We start from the raw sequence: 23,829 nt of genomic DNA on the forward strand, positions 1-23,829 counted from the left end.
GGACAGACGTCGCCCAGAATATGGGAGAAAGAGGTTTCCAGAACAAGACAAGCCGCGCGAAAAAACCATTACGGTTCGTTCATGTTGGGCGGTCCTGGCCGGCCCGGTCAGCGCCGGTTCCGCCTCCGGTCCGGTCACAGGTTGCGCAGCACGGGCGCAGGCTTTTCTCCGAGCACCTTCCAGGTGCCGATCAGGCCGAAGCCCACCGTCAGGACGAGCGCCACGCCGGCCGCGGCGACGGCGGTCATCGGCATAAGCGCGAAACTGCCGTTCATCACCTGTGTGATCACGAACCAGGCCGCCAGGCCGCCGGCAATCAGCCCGAACAGGGCGGTGGCCAGGCCGAGCAGGGCGTATTCGCAGGCATAGGCCCGGATAAGCCGCCCCCGTGTTGCGCCGAGCGTCTTGAGGATGACGGCGTCGTAGATCCGGTTGCGATGCCCGGCGGCGAGTGCGCCGGCCAGAACCAGCACGCTGGCGATCAGCGTCACCGAGGACGCGCCGCGGACCGCCCAGGCGAGCTGTTCGACCAGGGCGTTGACCTGGGCGATGGCATCCTTCACGCGTACCGCGGTGACGGTCGGAAAGGCGGAGGAGGTGCTGTTCAGCAGCGCAAGTTCCCGCTCGGTGCCGACGTCGTCGTCCCATGCCACGGTTATCAGATGGGCATGGGGCGCGCCGGCGAAGGTGTTGGGCGAAAACACCATGACGAAATTGATCGCCAGCGATTCCCATTCGACCACGCGCAGGTTGGCAATCCGCGCGGTGATGTCGCGGCCGAGCACGTTGACGGTGATCGTGTCGCCGATCGTCAGCCCGAGGCCGCGCGCCAGTTCCGCCTCGAAGGAAACCAGGGGTTCTCCCCCATGGTTCGACGGCCACCATTGGCCTTCGACCAGGCGCGAATTGTCGGGCACGTCCGCTTCATAGGTGATGCCGCGGTCTCCGCGCAGGGCCCAGGCGACATTCGGCGGGGCCTGGATCTGGTCGCTCGGTACGCCGTCGAGCGCGACCAGACGGCCGCGCAGCATCGGCACGCTCTGGATGGTGGCGTCGGCCGCCTCGGACTTCAGCAGAGCCTCGAAGGCGTCTCGTTCGCCGCTCTGGATGTCGACGAAGAAGAAGCTCGGAGCCTTCTGGGCGATGGTCGCGGTCAGTTCGCGCCGAAGGTTGCCGTCGATGAGGGCGAGGGCGACCAGCAGCGACAGGCCGAGGCCGAGCGACAAAACGACCGAGGGCGTCAGGGCGCCGGGGCGGTGGATGTTGGCGACGGCCAGGCGCAGTTCGGTCGACCGCAGGCTGGGCGCCCGCCGGGCGAGCGCCATGACGGCGCGGCCGACGAGCACCAGGAGCAGGAAGGCGGCGACCGACGCGCCGACATAGATGGTCGCGATGCGCTTGTCGTAGGCGAGCAGGATGGCGATAGCGGCCAAGGTTACGGCCGCCGCGGCGGTGGCGGCGAGGTATCGCTTGCGGGGCAGGCTGCGCGTGGCCGCGACCTGGTCGCGGAACAGTGCCGTCGGCGGCACGTCGTGCGCGCGGCCGAGCGGCCAGAGCGCGAAGGCGAGCGCGGTCAGAAACCCGTAGACGAGGCCGAGCGCAAGTTCGGTTGGATAAACCGCGACGGCGAGACGGATCGGCAGGACGCCGGCCAGCGCGCCGGCCGCGGCGAAGGGAATCAGCGCGCCGAGGACGAGGCCGATCGCGATGCCGATGCCGGCGATGATCATCATCTGGAGCAGGTAGATACGAAACACCAGCCCGCCGCCGGCGCCGAGGCACTTGAAGCTGGCGATCACGTCGCGCTTGGTCTCCAGGAACGCCCGCACCGCATTGGCGACGCCGACGCCGCCGACGACAAGCGCGGTCAGGCCGACCAGGGTCAGGAACTGCGCGAAGCGGGTGATGTTGCGCTGCAAGCCCGGCGCGGCATTGGTGCGGGACTGGATCCGCCAGCCCGCCTGCGGGAACTCGGCGCGGGCCTGCTCTGTCACGGCGCGGATCGTGTCGTCGGATGCCGTTCCTGCCAGCCGGATGCGATAGGTCCAGCTGACGAGGCTTCCCGGCTGGACGAGGGCGGTGTCGCCGAGCGCGGCGTCCGAGATCATCAGGCGCGGGCCGAACTCCATGCCGCCGGACAGCTTGTCCGGCTCGGCCTCGATGACCCCGGTGATGCGGACCTGGGTGCGGCCGAGCGAGACGACGTCGCCGATGCCGATCTGCAGGCGGGCGAGCAGGGACAGGTCTGCGACCGCGCCCCACAGACCGTCACCCTGCCGGTCCAGGGCGCTCGCCAGCGCGACGTCGTCGCCGAGGCTGAACGTGCCGTAGAGCGGATAGACGTCGTCGATCGCCTTGAGTTCGACCAGCGCCTGGTCGCTCCCTTCCGGCAAGCGGGCCATCGCGCGCAGCGTGGCGACGCGGGACATTCGCCCGAGCGAGGCGAGCCAGGCGGCTTCGGCCTCGTCGGCCTGGCGGTGGACGAGGCCGAATGCGAGATCGCCGCCCAGGATCGACTGTCCCTCGCCGGCGATGCCCTCCGTCAGCGCGCGCGACACGGAGGTGACGCCTGAGATCGCCGCGACGCCGAGGGCGATGCAGGCGATGAAGATGTAGAAGCCCTTCAGCCCGCCACGCAGCTCGCGCAGGGCGAAGCGGACGGCCAGCCCGAGCGAACCCGACGGCGGCGGCGTGCGGGACAGGAAGGCGGTCATGCGGGCGCGTCCTCGCGCAGAGCCAGGCTGTGATGGTCGATCTCGCCGGAACGCACGCGCACGACGCGGTCGCATTTCCTGGCAAGGGCAAGGTCGTGAGTGACCAGAACGAGGGTGGTGCGATGGCGGGTCTTGGCGGAGAACATCAGCTCGACGATCTGGTCGCCGGTAGCGTCATCGAGGTTGCCGGTCGGTTCGTCGGCGATCAGGATCGCCGGTTCGACGACCAGGGCGCGGGCGACCGCGACGCGCTGCTGCTCGCCGCCGGACATCTGGGCCGGATAATGGTGCATCCGGTGACCGAGGCCGACGGCGTCCAGTTCCGCGCGGGCCTTGTCGAACGCCGCGCGGTCGCCGGCCAGTTCGAGCGGCACGGCGACGTTTTCCAGCGCGGTCATGTTGGGGACGAGGTGGAAGGACTGGAACACGATGCCGACGTTGCGGCCGCGGAAGCGGGCGAGGTCGTCTTCGGACAAGGGGCCGAGTTCGGTGCCGGCCACCCGCACGGTCCCAGCATCGGCCCGTTCCAGGCCGGCCATGACCATCAGCAGGGTCGACTTGCCCGACCCCGACGGACCGACCAGGCCGACCGAGGTGCCGGCGTCGATCTCCAGATCGATCCCCTTCAGGATATGCACGCGTCCGGCGCCCTCGCCGAGGCTGAGATGCACGCCCTTGAGCGCAATGGCTGGTCCATTCGTCATCCGCGACCCTATATTGAAATCAGCATCGTGTTCAGCTGTGGCCAGCCGAGCGGCCGTTCCGCGTCGATATGGGGCCAAGAACGGAGTCTATCCAGTCCTGTCATGCAGTTAAAATCGTATCCGTTTGTCGTCGTCGGCCTGATTGTCCTCGTTGTCGCCGGATGGGGGCGCGCCATGGCCGAGCCGGTGAAGATCGTCGTCCTGGGCGACAGTCTGTCGGCCGGCTACCTGCTGCCGCCGCAGGAAGCCTTCCCGGTGCAGCTGGAACAGGCGCTGAAGGAGAAGGGCCATGACGTCACCGTCGTCAATGCGGGCGTGTCCGGCGACACCTCGTCCGGCGGCCTGTCGCGGCTCGACTGGTCGGTGCCGGAGGACACGGACGCGGTGATCCTGGAACTGGGGGCGAACGACGCGCTGCGCGGTCTGGAGCCGGCGCGGACGCGGGAGAACCTCGACGAGATCGTCCGCCGGCTCAAGGCACGCGGCGTCGAGGTCCTGGTCGCGGGCATGCTGGCGCCGCGCAATCTCGGCGAGGACTACGCCGCCGCCTTCGATCCGATCTTCGCCGAGATCGCCGAGGCGCATGGCGCGCTGCTGTATCCGTTCTTCCTGGACGGCGTGGCGATGAGGCCGGAACTGAACCTCGCCGATGGCATGCATCCGACCGGCGAAGGCGTTTCCGTCATCGTGCGCAATGTGCTACCGAGCGTCGAAGCCCTGATTTCCAGGGTCGGCGCAGACTAGATCCGCCGCGCCGGCCGTTCCCGACCCTACCGACCGACAAGGACCTGACGATGGAGTATCGCCGTCTCGGCCGCACCGACGTGACCGTCAGCAGCCTATGCCTTGGCACCATGACCTTCGGCGAGCAGAACACCGAGGCCGAGGGCCATGCGCAGATGGATCTCGCGCTCGACCGCGGGGTGAATTTCTTCGACACGGCAGAGCTTTATCCGGTCCCGCCGCGGGCCGAGACGCAGGGCCGGACCGAGCGGATCATCGGCTCGTGGCTGAAATCCCGGCGGGCGCGGGACAGGATCGTGCTGGCGACCAAGGTGGTCGGGCGCACTGCCAACACCTGGTTTCGCGCCGACGGCTCGGAAGGCCGACTGACGCGGGCGCAGATCGAGGAGGCCGTCGACCGGAGCCTGAGGAACCTGCAGACGGACCATATCGACCTCTACCAGGTGCACTGGCCGGACCGGCCGGTGTCCGGCTTCGGCTCCAATCCGACGCGCTGGAACGATCCCGAACCAGTCGACGACGAGACTACGATCGAGGCCACACTGGGGGCGCTCGGCGCCCTGGTGAAGGCCGGCAAGGTGCGTCACGTCGGGCTGTCCAACGAAAGCCCCTGGGGCACGATGACCTACCTGAAAGCCTCTGAAACCAAGGGCTTGCCCCGGGTCGTGTCGATCCAGAACGCCTATTCCCTGGTCAACCGGACGTTCGAGACCGGGCTGGCCGAGGTCGCCCGGCGCGAGGATGTCGGCCTGCTCGCCTATTCGCCGCTGGCGCAGGGCTATCTGACCGGCAAGTACCGCGGCGGGGCGCGGCCGGCGGGGGCGCGGCGGACGCTGTTCGACCGGCTGCAGCGCTACGAGACGCCGGGGGCGGCGGAGGCCATCGACGCCTATTGTGATCTCGCCGCCGAGTTCGGCCTCGATCCGGCGCAGATGGCGATCGCCTTCGCGCTGTCGCGCAGCTTCATGACCTCGGTGATCGTCGGGGCGACCAGCCTGGCCCAGCTGGAGACCGACCTCGACGCCGCCGAGGTGGCAATGACGGCGGAACTCGTCGAGCGGATCGACGCCGTGCACCAGCTGCGGGGCAATCCCTGTCCCTGAGGCGAGAGGAGAATCACCACGCCGGCGGATGGGACAGGCGCGCCTCCCAGCCGGCGTCGGACTCTCGCCCTGCCATGGAAATTTCAGCCTTTCCAAGGGCTTGAGATTTTTCTTGCGCTGCACGCGAAGTTTCGCCCTGATGGACAGGTCAGCGACAGCGGAGGGCAACCCCATGCCGCGATTGTTCACAGGTCTCGAGATCCCGGCCCAGACGGGGCTCCATCTGTCCATGCTCCGGGGCGGCCTGCGCGGCGCCCGCTGGATCGATACGGAAAACTACCACATCACCCTGCGCTTCATCGGAGACATCGACGACCGCACGGCGGACGAGGTCGCCGACGCGCTCGCACGGATCCGCCGCGAGCCGATCGAGATCCGGCTCAACGGATTGGGATCATTCGGAAATGGGCGCCCGCACTCGATCTGGGCGCGGGTCGAGCCGTCGGCGCAGCTGGCCGAGTTGCAGGCCGAGCAGGAGCGCATCATCCAGCGCCTGCGGCTGCCGGCGGAGCGGCGCAAGTACATGCCCCACGTGACCATCGCCAGATGCCGCACCTCGACCAACGAAGATGTCGCCAAGTGGTTGATGGAGCGGGGGAATTTTCACGCGCCGACGTTCACGGCGGGCCGTTTCGTGCTGTTTTCGTCGAAGGCCAGCACGGGCGGCGGCCCCTATCTGGTGGAAGAGGCCTATCCCCTCGCCGCGTGACCCGCGGACCGAAAAACCCCTTTCGGAGCAAGACCATGGTCGACGGCGGCAGGCTGGCCGTGCAACTTGTCCGCATCGTCGCGGGCTTCATCTGCGCGCTGATCGCCGCCGGGCTGTTCCTGGCCTGGGGCGTGTTCCGGGCCGGGCCGCCGGAGGTCGACCCGGTCGGCTTCGGCGCGATGGTCGGAACGGGGCTGGTTTCGGCCGCCGTCCTCGGCAGCGCAACGTTCGTGCCGGCGCTCGCGGCGATCCTCCTGGCCGAACTCGCCGGCTGGCGCAGCATCGTCTATCATGTTGGCGCTGCAGGACTAATTGCCTTCGCCCTGTGGCTGCTGCGGGCCGAGCCGGCCGGCGGTGGGCTGCCACCCGGCACCCCGGTCGCGCTTGCTGCGGGCTTTCTCGCCGGCGCCGTGTACTGGCTTGTCGCCGGCCGCAGGGCCGGACTGTGGAAAGTGTCCTGAAACCCTCCGGAGACCCTCCGGAAACCCGCTTACGCCTCGTCGCGCAATGCAGCGCGCGCGGCCTCGACATGTTCGGGGCGCATGTGCGCCCGGACCATGGCGATCGCGGCCATCAGAATCGTGGCGTCATCGCCGAAGCCGATGCCGACGAGAAAGTCGGGAACGGCATCGAGCGGCAGTACGAAGTAGGCGAGGGCGGCGAACACGGTGACGCGGACCTTGCGCGGCGTCGCCGGGTCGAGCGCGCAATAGTAACCGGCGACGACGTCCTCCACGAACGGCACCTGGCGGGCGGCCTTGCGGGCGGTGGCGATGAGCTTCTCGCGCACCGTGCGCCTCTGCTCCTCCTCGGGGCCGAGCAGGTCCGGATCGAAGCCGAGATCCTCGAACGGGCTGGTCATGGGCACTCCTTTGCGGGACGCCGGTCCCGCTCCAAGGCCCTGATATGGGGCCGGCGGCGGCGGGCATCAATGCCGGTCGCCGGATCGGCACGCGCCCCGGCGGCGCTCAGTTGACCGCGCGGGTATCGAGGATGCGGCGGGCGATGACCTGGGCCTGGATCTCGGCCGCGCCCTCGAAGATGTTAAGGATACGGGCATCGCACAGGACGCGCGAGATCGGATACTCCTGGGCGAAGCCGTTGCCGCCGTGGATCTGGAGCGCATTGTCGGCCGCCGCCCAGGCGACGCGGGCGCCGAGCAGCTTGGCCATGCCGGCCTCCAGGTCGCAGCGGCGGCCCGAATCCTTCTCCCAGGCGGAAAAATAGGTCAGCTGCCGCGCGATCATCAGTTCGGCGGTCATCAGCGCCAGCTTGTCGGAGACGCGCGGGAAGGCGATCAGCGGCCGACCGAACTGGATGCGCTCCTCAGCGTAGCGCAGGCCGAGGTCGAGGGCCGCCTGGGCGACGCCGAGCGCGCGGGCGGCGGTCTGGATGCGGGCGCCCTCGAAGGTCTGCATGAGCTGCTTGAAACCCTGGCCGGTCTCGCCGCCGAGCAGGTTCTCGTGGCTGATCTCGAAGCCGTCGAAGGCGATCTCGTATTCCTTCATGCCGCGGTAGCCGAGCACCTCGATCTCGCCGCCGCTCATGCCCTCGGCCGGGAACGGATCGGCGTCGGTGCCGCGCGGCTTCTCGGCGAGGAACATGCTGAGGCCCTTGTAGCCGGGCTGGTCGGGATCGGTGCGGGCGAGCAGGGTCATGACGTCGGCGCGCACCGGATGGGTGATCCAGGTCTTGTTGCCGTAGACCTTCCAGACGTCGCCCTCCTTGACCGCGCGGGTCCGGAGCGAGGCGAGGTCGGAGCCGGTGTTGGGCTCGGTGAAGACAGCGGTCGGCAGGATCTCGCCCGAGGCGATCTTCGGCAGCCACTTGTCCTTCTGCTCCTGCGTGCCGCCGCACAGGATCAGTTCGGCGGCGATCTCGGAGCGGGTGCCGAGCGAGCCGACGCCGATATAGGCGCGCGACAGTTCCTCGGAGACGACGACCATGGATTCCTTACCGAGGCCCATGCCGCCGTATTGTTCCGGAATGGTCAGGCCGAAGACGCCGAGTTCGGCCATCTGGGCGATGACCTCGAGCGGGATGTAGTCGTTCTTCAAGTGCCACTCGTGGGCATGGGGGCTGACCTTGTCCTCGGCAAAGCGGCGCATCTCCTCGCGGATCTGCTCGTAGGTCTCGTCGAGCCCGGTGTCGCCGAAGGTCGAGCGGCCGGCCTGGTGGCGGATCAGCTCGGCCAGCCGGGCGCGCACCGCCGCGGTATTGCCGGTGTCGATCAGCTCGTCCACCGCCGCGACGCGCGCCGCCGCGGCCTCGGCCGCGGTCAGGCCGAGGTCGGCGAGGCGGACGAACTCGCCCTGGTTCATCGGAATGCCGCCGAACACCTGGGCGAGATACTCGCCGAAGCCGAGGCGGACGATCAACTCCTCGATCTCGCCGTAGCGGCCCTGCTCGCGCAGCCGGGCGGCATAGGCGTCGAACTGGCGCAACGCCTCGACATAGGTTGCGAGCCAGGCGAGGCCGTGGGTGGCGCGCTGGTCGAGATCCATCGCCTCCGACGACAGCCGGCCGTCGCGGGTGACGCGCGCGCGCACCTGCCGCGCGGCGGCATCCAGCAGGCCGTCGAGCGCGGCGACGGCGGCGCCGGTCAGCTCATGCAGGGGCGTATCGGGCGGGGACACGGGCTCGGCGGCAATCGACATGCTTGGGGTCTTCCCTTGTCGTTCGGTGTCTGGCGGGTCTCGATCGGGACAGCATGTTGCGTCGCAGCAGCGAATTTGTCGAGATGCGACCCATAGGCCTTTCGGCTGATGGCTTGCTCGGCGCACGGGCACCTTGACGCAGGGCCCTCAAGCCGCGAAACCGGAAGGCATGACCCTGTCGAAGCGACTTGTGATCGGATACCGCGTGCTCGGCGACGCGCTCGGCCATTTCAACCGGGACGACGGCTGGGCGATGGCGAGCCACGTGGCGCTGTCGTCGCTGCTGGCGCTGTTCCCGTTGCTGATCTTCATCGCGGCGCTGGCCGGCTTCCTCGGCCTCACCGGAACCGCGGCGCGGGTGTCGGAGCTGATCTTCGAGGCCTGGCCGGAGCAGGTTGCCGCACCGGTCGCCAACGAGATCAAGAAGGTGCTGACGGTGCCGCGCGGGGACCTGCTGACCTTCGGTGTGGTGGCGGCGCTGTGGTTCGCCTCCAACGGGGTCGAGGCGGTGCGGGTGGCGCTCAACCGTGCCTATCGGGTGATCGACACGCGCCCCTTCGTGCTGCTGCGGCTGCAATCTATCCTGCTCGTGCTCCTGTGCTCGATCGGGCTGATCGCCTTCACGTTCCTGATGGTGCTGGCGCCGCTGGCGCTTGCCGCCGCGCACGCCTGGTTCCCGTGGCTGGCCGATTTCGCTGGCCGCATCAATGCGGTGCGCTACGGGGCAGCGAGTCTCGTCGCCGTCGCCGGCCTGATCGTCGTCCACGCGGTGCTGCCGGCCGGCCGGCGGCGCTTCGTCGACATCCTTCCGGGGGTGGCGGCGACGCTGGCGCTGTGGCTGGCAGCCGGCGCGGCCTTCGGCGCCTATCTTGCCGGCTATGCCGATTACGTGTCGACCTACGCCGGACTTGCCGGCGTTATGTCGGCTCTGGTGTTCCTCTACATCGTGGCGCTGGCGCTGCTGATCGGCGGCGAACTCAACGCCGCGCTGATCCGCCAGCGCGACCTCAGGCGGGAGACGGCCGGCGCTGGCGCCGGCGGATGAGCAGGATGGCGGCGACGACGAGCACCATGCCGCCGATCTGGACGAGGGTCAGGCGCTCGCCGAACAGAAGATAGCTCTCCACCGTGGTCGCGACCGGGACGAGATAGAACAGCGACGCCACCTCGGCGACCGCGCCGGCGCGGATCAGCGCCATCAGGAGCAGGATGGCGCCGATGGACAGCACCACGACGAGCCAGCCGAGGGCGAAGACGAATTCGCCTGTCCACTCGACGGTCCAGGTCTCGGTGAAGGCGAGCGGCACGGTGACCAGCAGGGCGCCGACATACTGCCAGGTGGTGGCGGCGACATGGTCGGTGAAGGGCACGAAGCGCTTCTGGTACACCGTACCGAGGCTGATGGCGACGACGGCGAGCAGGACCGCGGCGATGGTGGCCGCGGTGATGCCGGAACCGGCCTCGCCGAGGCGCGGGGCGAGCACCAGCACCAGGCCGAAGGCGCCGAGCGCCATGCCGGCCCAGTGGCGGGACAGGATCTTCTCGTTCAGGATCCAGCCGGCGCCGAGCGTGGACACCAGCGGCTGCAGGCCGACGACCAGGGAGGCGGCGCCGGCCGGCATGCCGTTGTCGATCGCCCAGAACACGCCGCCGAGATAGACGCCGTGGACCAGCATGCCGGTGACGATGCAATGGCCGACGAGCGCCGGGCGGTCCGGCCATTTCGCGCCGGCGAGGACGGCGATCAGCGCGAGCGCCGGCAGGACCAGCAGGAAGCGCAGGGTCAGGAACACGAAGGGCTCGGCATAGGGCGCGCCAAGCTTGGAGCCGATGAAGCCGGTCGACCACAGCAGGACGAAAACGGCGGGCGTCAGAGCGGCGATCAGTCCCTTCAGGGTCATGGAGATGGTCTTCTTGATCTGGTGAAGTTTCCGGCAGTCTGACTAAATTCTGGCCCTGCGATAACTGCAAAGTGACTCAAGGTTTTGAAGGCTTGTTAACCGTAGAGGGGCAGAGTTGTTCAACTTTTTCGCACAGGTGTCGTGCGCCGAGATGGGACTATGCCCGATGAGCCAGGCTTTGCAATCCCCCCGTTCCGCCGTGTCGCAGAGTGGTGTCCGGCGGGGCTTGGGTGTCGACCTCAGCGTCCGCTTCCGCATCCTTGCGATCAGCTTCATCACCGCCCTCGGACTGTTGGCCGTAGGCGGCGTGTTCTGGTGGAGCCAGTCGCGGGTGGAACAGGCCTTCTCCGCCTCCGAGGAGAGCGCAAGCCTTGCGCGAGCCACCTTCGAGCTTGCCGCTCTCGGCGACCAGATGCGCTTCCTGGAGAAGAGCTATCTCGCCGAGCCGAGCGAAGTCACCTTCGCCGCGTTCCAGAACGAACTCGCCACGGCGAATAGCCAGATGGCAGCGATCCAGCGGCTTGCGCCGGCCCAGGGCCTGAGCGCCGAGACTGCCGATATCATCGATACGCTGTCTGGCCTGGAGGGTGCTTTCGCCGAACTCAACGCGGTGCAGAAGCAGGTTGGCTTCGACGGCAATTCGGGCCTGCGCGCTGACCTGAGCACGCTCGCCGGCAAGGCCAAGATGCGAATCAACGACGAACTGAAGTTCGGCGGGGCCTCCGACTTCGAGAAGCTCGCCCGTACCGTGCTCGAGGTCCAACTGACGGAGCGCGAGTTCACGCTGCTCGGCGGGAACGCCGAGGCGCGCGCCGCATTCGATGGCGCCTTTGCCCAATTCGAGAAGCTGCTTAGCCGAGCCTATATCCCGGGCGAGGTCAAGGCCGAGATCGATGCCACCATGAGCAGCTACAAGGCGGCATTCGACAGCTATGCTGCCATGCTCGGTCTCCGCAGCGACAAGATTGCCCTGGTCGAGGACCTGTTTTCGCTGGTGCCGCCGCACCTATCGGCGCTGCGCGAGGCCGCCCACGCCGGCGATGCCGCCGCCGTCGCCGATCTCGCCGGCATCCGCGAGTTCTCCACCGCCGTCATTGTCAGCGTCATCCTTGCGCTGTTGGTGGTGCTTTCATCCCTCGGCATCCTGATCGGCCGCTCGATCTCCACGCCCCTGGCGCAGTTGCAGCGTTCGATGGAGCGCCTAGCCGCCGGCGAGACCGCCATCGACCTGCCTTCGGATGCGGGCAAGGACGAGATCTCCACGATGGTCCGCACGGTGCGGGTGTTCCGCGACAACGCGCTGGAGCGCCATCGGCTGGCCCGAACGCAGGACGAGGAGAACGCCCGGCGCGACGAGCGGGTGCGTCGGCTGGAGCAGATCATCGCCGACTTCGAGGCCGAGATGGCGGCCGCGCTGGGCAGTCTCGACGCCGCCGCGCGCGATCTGTCGCAGGCATCGGCCACGGTCGAAGCGGCCGCCGACGAGGTGTCGTCGCAGGCCGGAGAGGCGGGCGGCAGCGTGCGCGTCGCGGCCGAGAACGTTACCTCGGCGGCCGGGGCGACCGAGGAGCTGGCGGCCTCGATACGCGAGATCGCCGAGCGGGCGGAACGCTCCATGCAGGTGGCCAAGCGGGCGGTGGAGGGCGCCAACAGCACCTTCACCACCATGCAGGCACTGTCGGGTGCAGCGGACCGGATCGGCGCGGTGATGAACCTCATCCGCGACATCGCCAGCCAGACCAATCTGCTGGCGCTGAACGCCACCATCGAGGCGGGTCGGGCCGGCGAGGCGGGCCGGGGCTTTGCTGTGGTCGCGTCCGAGGTCAAGCAGCTGGCCGAGCAGACGTCGAAGGCGACCGAGGACATCGCCGCCCAGATCGAGGCGATCCAGACCGCCTCGGCCGGCGCTGTCAGCGCCATCGAGGAGGTGCGCGACATCATCTACGACATGGATGCCTTGGCCTCGTCGGTGGCGGCGGCGGTCGAGCAGCAGGACGGTGCCGTGCAGGCGATCGCGCTCAACGTCAACGACGCCTCGGGCCGCTCCGACGAGGGCGCGGAGCGGATGACGGCGGTGGTCGCGGCGAGCGAGCACGCGCGGCAGTCGGGCGTCGAGGTGGAGCGGCTGTCGCGGGCGCTGGCGGAGCAGGCCGGCATCCTGCGCGGCGAGGTGCGTAGCTTCCTCGACGGGGTGCGCGCCGCCTGAGCTTTACCGGCGGCCGGCACTCGGCTATCGATCCCAGGGCATGACAGCGCGGTCCGTCTCTTGCGGGCCGCGTCCCCACGCCGCGTCCTTGTGTCCGGCTGGCCGGTTCCCCCTCGTCATGCTACGCCATTCCGTCATCCCCATGCGCTTGGAGGGAGTATCGCCATGCAGGACACCATCGCGATCGTCGGTGCGGGACAGGCCGGGGCGCAGGTTGCCCAGTCGCTGCGCCAGAACGGCCACGAGGGCCCGATCCGGATGATCGGCGACGAGCCCCATCCGCCCTACCAACGCCCGCCGCTGTCGAAGAAGTTCCTGTCCGGCGAGATCGGCAGCGAGGCGCTGTGGCTGCGCCCGCCGGCCTTCTACGAGACACAGCGAATCGCGGTGCAGCCGGGCACCCGCGTCGAGGCGATCGACCGCGACGCCAGGTCGCTCGTGTGCGCCGGCGGCGAGCGGATCGGCTACGACCGGCTGGTGCTGGCGACCGGCACCCGCGCGCGCGCGATCGCGCTCGCCGGCGCGGATCTGGCCGGGGTGGTGACGCTGCGCAGGATCACCGACGTCGAACACATCCGCGCCGCGCTCGGCGTGCACAACCGGCTGGCGGTGATCGGTGCCGGCTACATCGGCCTGGAGGTGGCCGCGGTGGCGCGCGCCATGGGCAAGGCGGTGACGGTGATCGAGGCGCAGGACCGGGTGATGAAGCGCGTCGTGTCGCCGGTGGTGTCGGCCTATTACGAGGCGCTGCACCGGGCCAACGGCGTCGACCTCAGGCTGTCGACCGGCGTCGAGGCGATCGAGGGCGGGGAGCGGGTCGAGGGCGTGCGGCTCGCCGGCGGCGCGGTCGTGCCGGCGGACCTGGTGCTGGTGGCGGTCGGCGCCGAGCCCAACGACGAGTTGGCGACCGCCTGCGGCCTGGAGACCGACAACGGCATCCTGGTCGACGGCGGCGGCCAGACCAGCGACGAGACGATCTTCGCGGCGGGCGACTGCACCCGCTTCTTCTCCGCCCGCTACGGCCGTTCGGTGCGGCTGGAAAGCGTGCAGAACGCCATCGACCAGGCCAAGGTGGTGGCCCAGACGATGACGGGGCAGGAGGTCGACTACGACCCGCTGCCGTGGTTCTGGTCCGACCAGTATCACGTCAAGCTGCAGATCGCCGGCCTGTCGGAAGGCTACGACGACACGGTGACGGTCGGCGCGCCGGCCGAGGACAAGTTCTATGTCGCCTATCTGCAGCGCGGCCGGCTGATCGCCGTCGACAGCATCAACGCGCCGCGCTCGCACATGGTGGCGCGCAAGGTGATCGGCGAGGCGTGGCGCGCCGACCTGCTGCCGCCGGCCTGACGGGACGGCGCCAGCTGGCCGATTGGCGCCCCAGTCGGCGCCCCAGTCGGCGCCCCAGTCGGCGCCCCAGTCGGCGCCTCAGTCGGCGGCGGCGTTCTCCGCGATGAGACGGATCACCTCGGCCGGAACCTCGAGATGCGGCATGTGGCCGACGCGCTCGAAGACGTGGGTGGCGACGACGCCGGGCAGGCCGTGCGACTGGCGGGTCGGCAGCACCCTGTCCTGGGTGCCCCAGACCACCTTGACCGGCAGGCCGAGACTGCCGAGCTCGTCGCGCGGCAGGGTCTTCTGCACGCTGCCGTCGATGATCTCGTCGGCGATCGCCTGCAGGGTCTCGCAGGCGCCGGGGCGCGCGCGCAGCTCGGCGGCGTGGCGGGCGAGCAGCCGCGGCAGGCGGAACTCCCAGCCGAAGAACTGTTCCAGCAGCATTTCGAGTTCGGCCTCGTCGGAGGCGGCGGCGTAGCGGCGCAGGAGCTTGTGGTTGATCTCGGGCCCGAAACCGCCGGGCGCGAGCAGGGTGAGGCTCGACAGGCGCTCGGGAGCGCGCAGCGCGATCAGCGCGGCGACCGCGCCGCCCATGGAATGGCCGACCAGGTGGACCTTGCCGAGGCCGAGGGCATCGAGCGACTGGACGACCGCCTTGGCGGCGACGGCGGCGTTGCCGACGCGCGGCCAGCCGAGCGCGTCGCCGTGGCCGGGCAGGTCGAAGGCCAGGGAGCGCCGGCGCGGGGCGAGACCGGCCTGGATGGTCGACCAGGTCTGGCGGTCGCCGCCGAAGCCGTGCAGCAGCACCACGGGGCTGCCGCCGCCCGTGCCCTGGTCGGCGAAGGGCAGATGGGCGGGCGCGGCGGGGCGAAGGTCGGTCATGGCGTTTCCTCGGGCGGTTCTTGTCCGCACGGTGATAACCGTCCGGCCCGCCGATGGGAAGGCCGCCCAAGGGACGAGGCCGGCGCGGCCTGCCCAAAGCGGTCGACGGCAAAAGGGTCATGGACAAGGCCGGGATGGATCGACTAAATCGATTTAGAAGGAGGGTGGCGCCGGCGCCGCCCGCGAACCGCAACGAGCCTGGGACGAGCCCGGAATGACGACTGCGCCCGATCTCCTGTGCCTCGGCGAGCCGATGGTCGAACTCAACCAGCACGAGGCCGGCGGGCCCTATGTGGCGGGTTTCGGCGGCGACGTCTCGAACGTCGCCGTGGCCGCGGCGCGGCAGGGCGCGCGGGCGGGCATGCTGACCGCGCTCGGCGCCGACGCGTTCGGCGAGCAGCTGCACGCGCTGTGGGTGCGCGAGGGGGTCGACGCCAGCGCGGTGCGCACCGACCCGGACGCGCCGACCGGGCTCTATTTCGTCAGCCACGGGCCGTCGGGCCATGCCTTCAGCTATCGGCGCGCCGGGTCGGCGGCGAGCCGCTACGGGCCGTCCGACCTGCCGCAGGAACTGCTCGGCGCGGCCAAGGCGCTGCATTTCTCAGCGATCAGCCAGGCGATCTCGACCAACGCCTGCGACGCCTGTTTCGCGGCGGCGGAGACGGTGCGCGCGGCCGGGGGGCTTGTCTCCTACGACACCAACCTGCGCTTGGCGCTGTGGCCGCTGGCGCGGGCACGGGCGGTGATCCGGGCGAGCGTCGCGCTTGCCGACATCGTGCTGCCCGGTCTCGACGACGCGCGCCAGATCACCGGCCTCGACGATCCGGACGCCATCGCCGACGATCTGCTCGGGCTCGGGGCGAAGATCGTCGCGCTGACGCTCGGCGCGGCCGGCGTGCTGGTGGCGAGCGCGGAGCGGCGCGAGCGGATCGGCGCGCACCGGGTGACGGCGGTCGACGCAACGGGGGCGGGCGACGCCTTCGACGGCGCGTTCCTGGCCGAGTATCTGGCATGCAGAGACGCCTTCGCCGCCGCCCGTCACGCCAATGCGGCGGCGGCGCTGTCGGTGACCGGTTACGGGGCCGTGGCGCCGCTGCCGACGCGGGCGGAGGTGGTGCGGTTCCTCGGCGCGTGAGAGGGGGCGCGTGAGAGGGGGCGCGTGAGAGGGGGCGCGTGAGAGGATCGTTTTTGGCGCTGGCGCGCCGGCGCGTAACGTAATATTTACCATGTTTGCGCACACAGAAGATGCGGGCGGTCGGCGGTGCCGAATGCAGGAAACGGACCGGCCCGACCATTTTTCTTTTTGATTGGAAGGTTGAGACGGATGAAGCGCCTCTCCAAGTCCTTGCTGGCCGCGCTGGCGGTCATGGTCGCGGTGCCGGTCGAGGGCCAGGCGGCCTTTTTCGACCCGACGACGCAGACCTGGGTGCAATACTCCATCACGCCGGACGTCGCCGGCAAGATCGCCCGGCGCAAGTTCAAGCGCTCGGTGATCAGCTATTCGGGCCCCGAGAAGCCCGGCACCATCATCATCGACACCAAGGCGCGCTGGCTCTACCACGTGCAGGAAAACGGCAAGGCGGTGCGCTACGGCATCGGCGTCGGCCGCGACGGCTTCACCTGGAAGGGCGAGGAAAAGGTCACGCGCAAGGCGGAATGGCCGGGCTGGACGCCGCCGCCGGAGATGATCGTGCGCGAGCGCAAGAACGGCCGCCGCCTGCCGGCCTTCATGGCCGGCGGACCGAAGAACCCGATGGGCGCGCGGGCGCTGTATCTGGGCAATACGATCTACCGCATCCACGGCACCAACGAGGACTGGAGCATCGGCCAGGCCGTGTCGTCGGGCTGCATCCGCATGCTCAACGAGGATGTCGAACACCTCTACGAGCGCGTCAAGATCGGCACCAAGGTCGTGGTCCTCTAAGGAGCCGCCGTCACGCCCGTCCAAGCCGGCACTTCGACGCCCGTCTCCGCACGCAGCGGAGGCGGGCGCTGCCGTTTGCGCGCCGTCTCAGGGCGGCTTCAGGGTTGGCTCAGGGCAGGTCGTAGAGAGGCTGGGGCTGGCGGAAGCCGTCCAGCCGGAACGTTCCCCTGAGCCTGGCGGCGCCCGGTGCATGGGCGGCGATTTCCTGCGTCATCAGCACCGTGCAGTCGAGCTCCTTGGTCAACGCCTCGATCCTGGCTGCGGCATGCACGGTCTGGCCGATGACCGAGAAGGTCAGTCGGTTGGCGGTGCCGATGTTGCCGAACATGACCGTGCCGACCGACAGGGCGATGCCGGCGCGCACCGGCATGCCGACGTCGGTGACGACACCGGCGAGCCGGAGCAGGCAGGCGCGCGCGGCGGCAAGCGCCCGCACGGCAGCCGGGCCGACGCCATCGCCGTCGAGGGGAAAGATGCCGAGCACGGCGTCGCCGATGAAATCGAGGATCTCGCCGCCCTCCGCCTCGACGGCGCCGGCGGCGGCGTCGAAATAGCGGTTGAGCAGCTTGAGGTAGCGGTCCGGGCCGAGATCCTCGGCGATGGCCGTCGACCGGCGCATGTCGGAAAAGAAGATCACGGCCTCGATGCTCTGGCCGTCGCCGTGGCGGATCTGGCCGTTGAGCACCTGCCTCCCGGCCCATTTACCGAGATAGGTCTCGGCGATGGTGCGCGTGATCTGGCCGTGGAGGGTGGCGCGGGCGGCAAGCGCCAGGCGCTTCTGGATGTAGCCGATGGCGTCGATCGCGGGCTCGGAGAAGCCGCCGGGCGCACGCGTCGCCCAGCTGACCATGATGCCGGTGAAGCCCTGGTGCTGCTCGACCGCCGGCATCTCGAAGGGCGTGCCGAGGATCAGGTAGTCGGTGAAGCCGTCGGCGGCGAGCTGCCGGCACAGGGGAAAGTCATGCTCGGCATTGGCGAGGTCGAGCCGGCGGCGCAGCATGGTCTCGCGGTTGACCAGGACGGCGCGCATCGGGCTGCTCAGCCACTCGTCGCCGTCCTCGTCGGAATGGGCAAACTGCTCGAAGAGAACTGCATTGCCCTGAGTCCAGAAGGCGGTTTCCGCCTCGATCAGGGGATGCAGCGTGGGCCAGCCGAGCATGGCCCTGTCGACAGGAACACCGACCGCGCGCAGACGCTCGCACAGGCCGGCGAACAGCTCGGCGAGATTGGGCGATCCGAGCGCCTGGCCGATCAGCCAGTCCTCGATGCGGTCGATGGCGGTCATGTCGATCATCGCTGGAGGTTAGGACGGCTGCGCCCGCAAAGCCATGGGAAAGGTGCCGCGGATGCCCGGCCATGCGTTGCCGGCATGGCCGGGTCAGGAGCCCTGCCCGGAGGGTGCGGAGCCGGCAAAGGCCCACAGCCGGGCGCCGAGGAAGGTGACGGCCGGCACGACCGCGATCGCGACGAGGATGCCGAGGCTGTCCGGCCAGGGCGTCCATTCGAGCCAGGCGGCGAGGGCGCCGGAGTTGACCAGGAAGCCGGCGAGGGCGAGCAAGAAGAAGCGCCGCATGCGCCGCGCGGCGTCGCCGGTGCCGGGGAAGCTCCAGACGTGGTGGCCGGTAAAGGAGACCAGGAAGGCGACCAGGAAGGCGATGACATTGGCCGGGAAGGCCGGCAGGACACCCAGCCAGAGCAGGGCGAGCGCGACGCCGGCATGGGTGGCGGTGGCGATGAGGCCGACGACGACGAAGCGTCCGGCGGTCAGCGCTTCCCGGCGCAGCTGTGCGGCAAGCGGGACCGGGGCATCAGGCATCGCCGGCCTCGTGCCCGGCGGCGGTGTGCCCGACCTCCGCCGCCGGGGCGCCCTCGATCACGTCCTGGACCAGGAACACCGGCCGCTGCTTGGCCTCGGTGAACAGGCGCGCGACATATTCGCCGATCATGCCGATCGACAAGAGCTGAACCCCGGCGAAGAACAGGATGGCGGTCATGGTCGAGGCATAGCCCGGGACGTCGATGCCGTAGGCGAGCACGCGCACGATGAGGAAGGCGGCATAGGCGAGTGCGAGGGCGGCGGCCAGCGCGCCGCCGTAGAGCCACATGCGCAGGGGCACGGTGGTGAAGCCGGTGAAGCCGTCGAGGGCGAAGTTCCACAGCTTCCAGTAGTTCCACTTGCCGGCGCCGGCGCGGCGCGGCGGGCGCTCGTAGGGGATCGCCACAGAGGGGAAGCCGACCCAGGCGAACAGGCCTTTCATGAAGCGGTTGCGTTCCGGCAACGACAGCAGCGCCTCGACGACGCGTCTGTCCATGAGGCGGAAATCGCCGGCGTTGGCGGGCATGTCGATGTGGGCGAGACGGTTGAACAGCCGGTAGAACAGGCTGGCGGTGCCGCGCTTCATCGCCGTGTCGCTGGAGCGGTCGACGCGCAGCCCGTAGACGACGTCGTAGCCGGCGCGCCAGGCGTCGATCATCTGCGGCACCAGGGCGGGGGGATCCTGCAGGTCGGCGTCGAGCACCACGACGATGTCGCCGCGGGCATGCTGCAGGCCGGCGGTCATCGCCGCCTCCTTGCCGAAGTTGCGCGACAGGCCCACCAGACGGCCGGGCAGGCCGGCGGCCAGGCGGGCGCCGATGAGGTCGGCGCTGGCGTCCCGGCTGCCGTCGTCGACGAACACGTATTCGACCGCGACGGTCTGGCCGGCGAGCGCCGAGCCGGTCTCGGCGAGGAACAGGTCGAGGACCTCGGCCTCGTTGTAGACCGGCACGATCAGACTGAGCAGCGGACAGGCCGGGCGCTGCGCCGCGCGGCGCTCGACATAGAGGTGCGGGGTGTGATCCATCGCGTTGCCCGTTGCTGGGCCCGTTTTGGGCCCGGTTGCGGTTGGTTGCCGTGCGATCCTTTTGGCGCCTGGAAAGCAAAAAGGCCAGCCCCTTGCAAGGACCGGCCTTCGCCTTGGCGCCGGGACGCGACCGTCAGGCCAGCGCGCCGTGGCAGTGCTTGTACTTCTTGCCCGAGCCGCAGGGGCAGGCCTCGTTGCGGCCGACCTTGCCCCAGGTGGCGGGATCGGCGGGATCGCGCGTCGGCGCCGGGCCGGCGGCGAGACGCGCGTCGGCGAGCGCCATCTCGTCCTCGCCGGTCAGCGGGTCGATGTGATGGGCGTGCATCTCGGGCAGGTCGGCGTCGCCCGGCAGCTCGGGCGCCTGCTGCTGGACCAGTTCGACGCGCAGCAGCTGCGCGGTGGTGATCTTGCGCAGGTTGGCGAGCATGGCCTCGAACAGCGAGAAGGACTCGGTCTTGTATTCCTGCAGCGGATCGCGCTGGGCGTAGCCGCGGAAGCCGATCACCGAACGCAGGTGGTCGAGGTTGGCCAGATGCTCGCGCCACAGGTTGTCGAGCGTCTGCAGCAGGATCGCCTTCTCGACCTGGCGCATGATGTCGGGCGAGTAGCGGGCGACCTTGCGGGCCATGGTCTCGTCGGCGGCCTTCTTGAGGCGCTCCCTCACCTCCTCGTCGGCGATGCCCTCCTCGCGCGCCCAGTCGGCAACCGGCAGGTCGAGGTTGAGGATCGTGCGCACTTCCTCCTGCAGGCCCTCGACGTCCCACTGTTCGGGATAGGCGCGTTCGGGGATGTGGCGGGCGACGATGTCGTCGATGACGTCGTGGCGCATGTCGGCCACGGTCTCGGCGATGTTGGTGCCCTCCATGAGCTCGATGCGCTGCTCGAACACGACCTTGCGCTGGTCGTTCATGACGTTGTCGAACTTCAGCAGGTTCTTGCGGATGTCGAAGTTGCGCGCCTCGACCTTCTGCTGAGCCTTCTCCAGGGCCTTGTTGATCCAGGGGTGGATGATCGCCTCGCCGTCCTTCAGGCCGAGCTTCTGCAACATGGAATCCATGCGGTCGGAGCCGAAGATGCGCATCAGGTCGTCCTGCAGCGACAGGAAGAACTTGGAATGGCCGGGGTCGCCCTGACGGCCGGAACGGCCGCGCAGCTGGTTGTCGATGCGCCGGCTCTCGTGGCGCTCGGTGCCGATGACGTAGAGGCCGCCGGCGGTCAGCGCCTTCTGTTTGAGCGTCTCGACCTCGGCGCGGATCGCGGCGATGCGGGCGGTGCGCTCCTCGCCTTCCGGCAGGCCGGCCAGTTCGCGGTCGATGCGCATGTCGGCATTGCCGCCGAGCTGGATGTCGGTGCCGCGGCCGGCCATGTTGGTGGCGATGGTGACCGCGCCGGGCAGGCCGGCCTGGGCGATGATGAAGGCTTCCTGCTCGTGATAGCGGGCGTTCAGCACGGCGAAGACCTTGTCGCGCGCCGTGCCGTCGTCGCCGTCGATGAGCGGGGCGAAGGCGTTCGGATCGGTGACGTCGACCTGGCGGTAGCCGTGTTTCTTCAGCTGCTCGGCAAGGAACTCGGATTTCTCGATCGAAGTGGTGCCGACCAGGATCGGCTGGCCACGCGACTTGCAGTCGTCGATCAGCGCGACGATGGCGTTGTATTTTTCCTGGACGGTCCGGTAGACCTCGTCGTCGTCGTCGATGCGCTTGACCGGCACGTTGGTCGGGATCTCGACCACTTCCAGGCCGTAGATGTCCATGAACTCGTCAGCCTCCGTCGAGGCCGTGCCGGTCATGCCGGCGAGCTTGCCGTACATGCGGAAGTAGTTCTGGAAGGTGATCGAGGCGAGCGTCTGGTTCTCCGGCTGGATGCGGACCTTCTCCTTGGCCTCCAGCGCCTGGTGCAGGCCTTCGGAATAGCGGCGGCCGGGCATCATGCGGCCGGTGAACTCGTCGATGATGACGACCTCGCCGTTGCGCACGATGTAGTCGCGGTCCTTCTGGAACAGCTTGTGCGCCTTGAGCGCCTGCTGCAGGTGGTGGACGACAGCGACGTTCTCGACGTCGTAGAGGCTGTCGCCGCGCAGCAGGCCGGCGTCGCGCAGCAGGCCCTCGAGCTTCTCGTTGCCGGCCTCGGTGAAGGTGGTCGAGCGCTGTTTCTCGTCGAGGTCGAAGTCCACGGGCGCCAGGTGCGGGATGAAGGCGTCGACGGTGTTGTAGAACTCGGAGCGGTCCTCAAGCGGGCCGGAGATGATCAGCGGCGTGCGCGCCTCGTCGATCAGGATCGAGTCGACCTCGTCGACGATGGCGAAATGGTGGCCGCGCTGGACCATCGACGCGCGCTCGTACTTCATGTTGTCGCGCAGATAGTCGAAGCCGAACTCGTTGTTGGTGCCGTAGGTGACGTCGGCGGCATAGGCGGCGCGGCGCTGCTCGTCGCTGAGGCCGTGGACGATGACGCCGACGGAGAGGCCGAGGAAGCGGTAGATCCGCCCCATCCACTCGGCGTCGCGCTGGGCGAGGTAGTCGTTGACGGTGACCACGTGCACGCCCTTGCCGGCGAGGGCGTTGAGATAGACCGGCGCGGTGGCGACCAGCGTCTTGCCCTCGCCGGTGCGCATCTCCGAGATCTGGCCGGAGTTGAGCACCATGCCGCCGATCAGCTGGACGTCGTAGTGGCGCTGGCCGAGGGTGCGCCGGGCCGCCTCGCGGACGGTGGCGAAGGCCGGGGCGAGCAGGTCGTCGGGGCTGGCGCCGTTGGCGATCTGCTCGCGGAACGTCGCCGTGCGGGCGCGCAGGTCGTCGTCGGACAGGGCCTGGAGCTCGGGCTCGAGGGCGTTGATGGAAGCGACCTTCGCCTTGAAGGCCTTGATTCTGCGGTCGTTCGCAGAACCGAAAATCTTTCGTGCTAGCGCGCCAAGGCCGGCCATGCGGCGGTCCTTCCAAAGTCTCTGGCCAAAGTGCCGGGCCGCGCCAGCCGCCAAGCGGCTGTCGCGGGCCCACAAATGATCTCATTTGCATTCTACGGTGCATCCGCCGTCCCGATCGCGGCGACGGAGTTCCCGAGACGAAGAAGCGGTCCCACCCTGGCGGACGGGACGTCCGACAGATAAGAGGGGGTCGGAAGCTTGTCAACGGCGCTGGTTTCGGCGACCTTGCCGCGCCCTGTCCCCGGGACTGCCGTCGCCGACCCGGGGCCGGGCCACGTCTGTTCGCAACCGCAGCTCACAACCGCAAAGGACATGCAATGTTCCGTTCCATCCTGCGCCGGCCGCTCCGTTCGGCCCTCGTCGCCGCCACGGCGCTCACCCTGGGGGTGTCGGCGCTTCAGGCCGCCGAGCCCGGTGACGTCGTCGCCAAGGTCGGCGACGCCGAAATCACCGAAGCGGACATCGCCTTCGCCGCCCAGGACCTCGGCCAGGAACTGCGGCGCTTCCCGCCGGCGCAGTGGCGCACGATCCTGATCGACGTGCTGGTCGACATGAAACTGCTGGCGGGTGCCGCGCGCGCGGCCGGCATCGACAAGGAACCGGACTTCGCCCGCCAGGTCGCGTTCCTCGAGATGCAGGCGCTGCGCAACGCCTACATCGCCCGCGAGATCGACGCCGGCATCACCGAGGCGGAGCTGAAGGCGGCCTATGACACGGAGTTCGCCGGGTTCGAGGGCGACGAGGAGATCAGCGCCCGCCACATCCTGGTGGCGTCGAAGGACGAGGCCGCAGAGCTGATCAAGAAGCTCGACGAGGGCGCGGATTTCGCCGAACTGGCGACGGCCCATTCCAGCGACGGCTCGGCCGCCGGCGGCGGCGACCTCGGCTATTTCACCCGGGGCCAGATGGTGCCGGAGTTCGAGGCGGCGGCCTTCGCGCTGGCGGCGGGCGAGCACAGCAAGGAGCCGGTCGAAAGCCAGTTCGGCTGGCACGTGATCAAGGTCGAGGACAAGCGCCAGCAGGCGGCGCCGAGCTTCGAGGAGGTCGAGGCCGGGCTGCGCCAGAAGCTCATCCGCGACATCTACACCAAGCGCATCGGCGAGTTGAAGGCGGAGACGCCGGTCGAGATCCTGGCCAAGGACGCGCCGGCCGAAGGCGACGCGCCGGCGGCGGCCCAGTAAGCC

20 protein-coding genes are annotated in these 23,829 nt (G+C 69.2%); 10 read left to right on the top strand and 10 right to left on the bottom strand.

Translation table 11 applies throughout. The features are described from left to right. Positions 1-134: 134 nt before the first annotated feature. Positions 135-2,714 (bottom strand): ABC transporter permease, encoded by a 2,580-nt coding sequence (locus tag SL003B_RS02210; RefSeq protein WP_013651200.1) that lies wholly within the window; start codon positions 2,712-2,714, stop codon positions 135-137. After that, positions 2,711-3,418: an ABC transporter ATP-binding protein gene (locus SL003B_RS02215; RefSeq protein WP_013651201.1), complete on the bottom strand. Its 708-nt coding sequence runs from the start codon at positions 3,416-3,418 to the stop codon at positions 2,711-2,713. The genes SL003B_RS02210 and SL003B_RS02215 overlap by 4 nt, the downstream gene beginning before the upstream one ends. 102 nt (positions 3,419-3,520) lie before the next feature. Here SL003B_RS02215 and SL003B_RS02220 point away from each other — a divergent pair, with 102 nt between their 5' ends. From SL003B_RS02220 to SL003B_RS02235, 4 genes are all read left to right on the top strand, one after another. Then, complete coding sequence (locus SL003B_RS02220) at positions 3,521-4,162, top strand: arylesterase (protein WP_013651202.1); 642 nt, start codon at positions 3,521-3,523, stop codon at positions 4,160-4,162. A 50-nt stretch (positions 4,163-4,212) separates the two neighbouring features. Continuing rightward, positions 4,213-5,265 (top strand): aldo/keto reductase, encoded by a 1,053-nt coding sequence (locus SL003B_RS02225; protein ID WP_013651203.1) that lies wholly within the window; start codon positions 4,213-4,215, stop codon positions 5,263-5,265. A gap of 172 nt (positions 5,266-5,437) precedes the next feature. Then, positions 5,438-5,974, top strand: a complete 537-nt coding sequence (gene thpR / locus SL003B_RS02230; RefSeq protein WP_013651204.1) for an RNA 2',3'-cyclic phosphodiesterase — start codon at positions 5,438-5,440, stop codon at positions 5,972-5,974. Positions 5,975-6,009: 35 nt separating this feature from the next. Continuing rightward, positions 6,010-6,435 (top strand): hypothetical protein, encoded by a 426-nt coding sequence (locus SL003B_RS02235; protein ID WP_013651205.1) that lies wholly within the window; start codon positions 6,010-6,012, stop codon positions 6,433-6,435. A gap of 29 nt (positions 6,436-6,464) precedes the next feature. Here SL003B_RS02235 and SL003B_RS02240 read toward each other — a convergent pair whose 3' ends face one another. Both SL003B_RS02240 and SL003B_RS02245 read right to left on the bottom strand, forming a co-directional pair. After that, positions 6,465-6,836 carry a YkvA family protein gene (locus SL003B_RS02240; protein WP_013651206.1) on the bottom strand — a complete coding sequence of 124 codons (372 nt, stop codon included), beginning with the start codon at positions 6,834-6,836 and terminating at the stop codon, positions 6,465-6,467. Positions 6,837-6,942: 106 nt separating this feature from the next. Beyond that, the gene (locus tag SL003B_RS02245; protein WP_013651207.1) at positions 6,943-8,631 is read right to left on the bottom strand and encodes an acyl-CoA dehydrogenase family protein; all 1,689 of its coding nucleotides are present in this window, start codon (positions 8,629-8,631) and stop codon (positions 6,943-6,945) included. Positions 8,632-8,800: 169 nt separating this feature from the next. On the opposite strand from SL003B_RS02245, the gene SL003B_RS02250 reads away from it, so the two are divergent. Further along, a complete protein-coding gene (locus SL003B_RS02250; RefSeq protein WP_013651208.1) occupies positions 8,801-9,676 on the top strand; it encodes a YihY/virulence factor BrkB family protein in 876 nt (291 codons plus the stop codon). Here the strand turns inward: SL003B_RS02250 and SL003B_RS02255 are convergent. Beyond that, a complete protein-coding gene (locus SL003B_RS02255; RefSeq protein WP_013651209.1) occupies positions 9,639-10,532 on the bottom strand; it encodes a DMT family transporter in 894 nt (297 codons plus the stop codon). The two genes, SL003B_RS02250 and SL003B_RS02255, sit on opposite strands and share 38 nt — an antisense overlap. A 166-nt stretch (positions 10,533-10,698) precedes the next feature. On the opposite strand from SL003B_RS02255, the gene SL003B_RS02260 reads away from it, so the two are divergent. Both SL003B_RS02260 and SL003B_RS02265 read left to right on the top strand, forming a co-directional pair. Then, positions 10,699-12,738, top strand: a complete 2,040-nt coding sequence (locus tag SL003B_RS02260) for a methyl-accepting chemotaxis protein (protein WP_148259229.1) — start codon at positions 10,699-10,701, stop codon at positions 12,736-12,738. Between the two features lie 165 nt (positions 12,739-12,903). Further along, complete coding sequence (locus SL003B_RS02265) at positions 12,904-14,088, top strand: NAD(P)/FAD-dependent oxidoreductase (protein WP_013651211.1); 1,185 nt, start codon at positions 12,904-12,906, stop codon at positions 14,086-14,088. 78 nt (positions 14,089-14,166) lie between these two features. Here SL003B_RS02265 and SL003B_RS02270 read toward each other — a convergent pair whose 3' ends face one another. Continuing rightward, positions 14,167-14,955: an alpha/beta fold hydrolase gene (locus SL003B_RS02270; RefSeq protein WP_013651212.1), complete on the bottom strand. Its 789-nt coding sequence runs from the start codon at positions 14,953-14,955 to the stop codon at positions 14,167-14,169. Between the two features lie 214 nt (positions 14,956-15,169). Here SL003B_RS02270 and SL003B_RS02275 point away from each other — a divergent pair, with 214 nt between their 5' ends. Next, positions 15,170-16,090 (top strand): sugar kinase, encoded by a 921-nt coding sequence (locus SL003B_RS02275; RefSeq protein ID WP_013651213.1) that lies wholly within the window; start codon positions 15,170-15,172, stop codon positions 16,088-16,090. A 189-nt stretch (positions 16,091-16,279) separates the two neighbouring features. Then, positions 16,280-16,879, top strand: a complete 600-nt coding sequence (locus SL003B_RS02280; RefSeq protein WP_013651214.1) for a L,D-transpeptidase — start codon at positions 16,280-16,282, stop codon at positions 16,877-16,879. A 109-nt stretch (positions 16,880-16,988) separates the two neighbouring features. On the opposite strand, the gene SL003B_RS02285 is transcribed toward SL003B_RS02280, so the two are convergent. The 4 genes from SL003B_RS02285 to secA form a co-directional block, all read right to left on the bottom strand. Further along, complete coding sequence (locus tag SL003B_RS02285) at positions 16,989-18,164, bottom strand: adenylate/guanylate cyclase domain-containing protein (RefSeq protein ID WP_242390316.1); 1,176 nt, start codon at positions 18,162-18,164, stop codon at positions 16,989-16,991. Between the two features lie 93 nt (positions 18,165-18,257). Beyond that, positions 18,258-18,695 (bottom strand): GtrA family protein, encoded by a 438-nt coding sequence (locus SL003B_RS02290; protein ID WP_013651216.1) that lies wholly within the window; start codon positions 18,693-18,695, stop codon positions 18,258-18,260. Next, on the bottom strand, positions 18,688-19,722 hold the full coding sequence (locus SL003B_RS02295; RefSeq protein WP_013651217.1) for a glycosyltransferase family 2 protein: 1,035 nt from the start codon (positions 19,720-19,722) through the stop codon (positions 18,688-18,690). The genes SL003B_RS02290 and SL003B_RS02295 overlap by 8 nt, the downstream gene beginning before the upstream one ends. Positions 19,723-19,855: 133 nt before the next feature. Next, complete coding sequence (secA, locus tag SL003B_RS02300) at positions 19,856-22,645, bottom strand: preprotein translocase subunit SecA (protein WP_013651218.1); 2,790 nt, start codon at positions 22,643-22,645, stop codon at positions 19,856-19,858. Between the two features lie 317 nt (positions 22,646-22,962). Between secA and SL003B_RS02305 the strand changes: the two genes are divergently transcribed. Next, complete coding sequence (locus SL003B_RS02305) at positions 22,963-23,826, top strand: peptidylprolyl isomerase (protein ID WP_013651219.1); 864 nt, start codon at positions 22,963-22,965, stop codon at positions 23,824-23,826. Positions 23,827-23,829: the final 3 nt, after the last annotated feature.

Origin of the sequence: Polymorphum gilvum SL003B-26A1, from assembly GCF_000192745.1 — a bacterium.
GTDB classification, from domain to species: domain Bacteria; phylum Pseudomonadota; class Alphaproteobacteria; order Rhizobiales; family Stappiaceae; genus Polymorphum; species Polymorphum gilvum.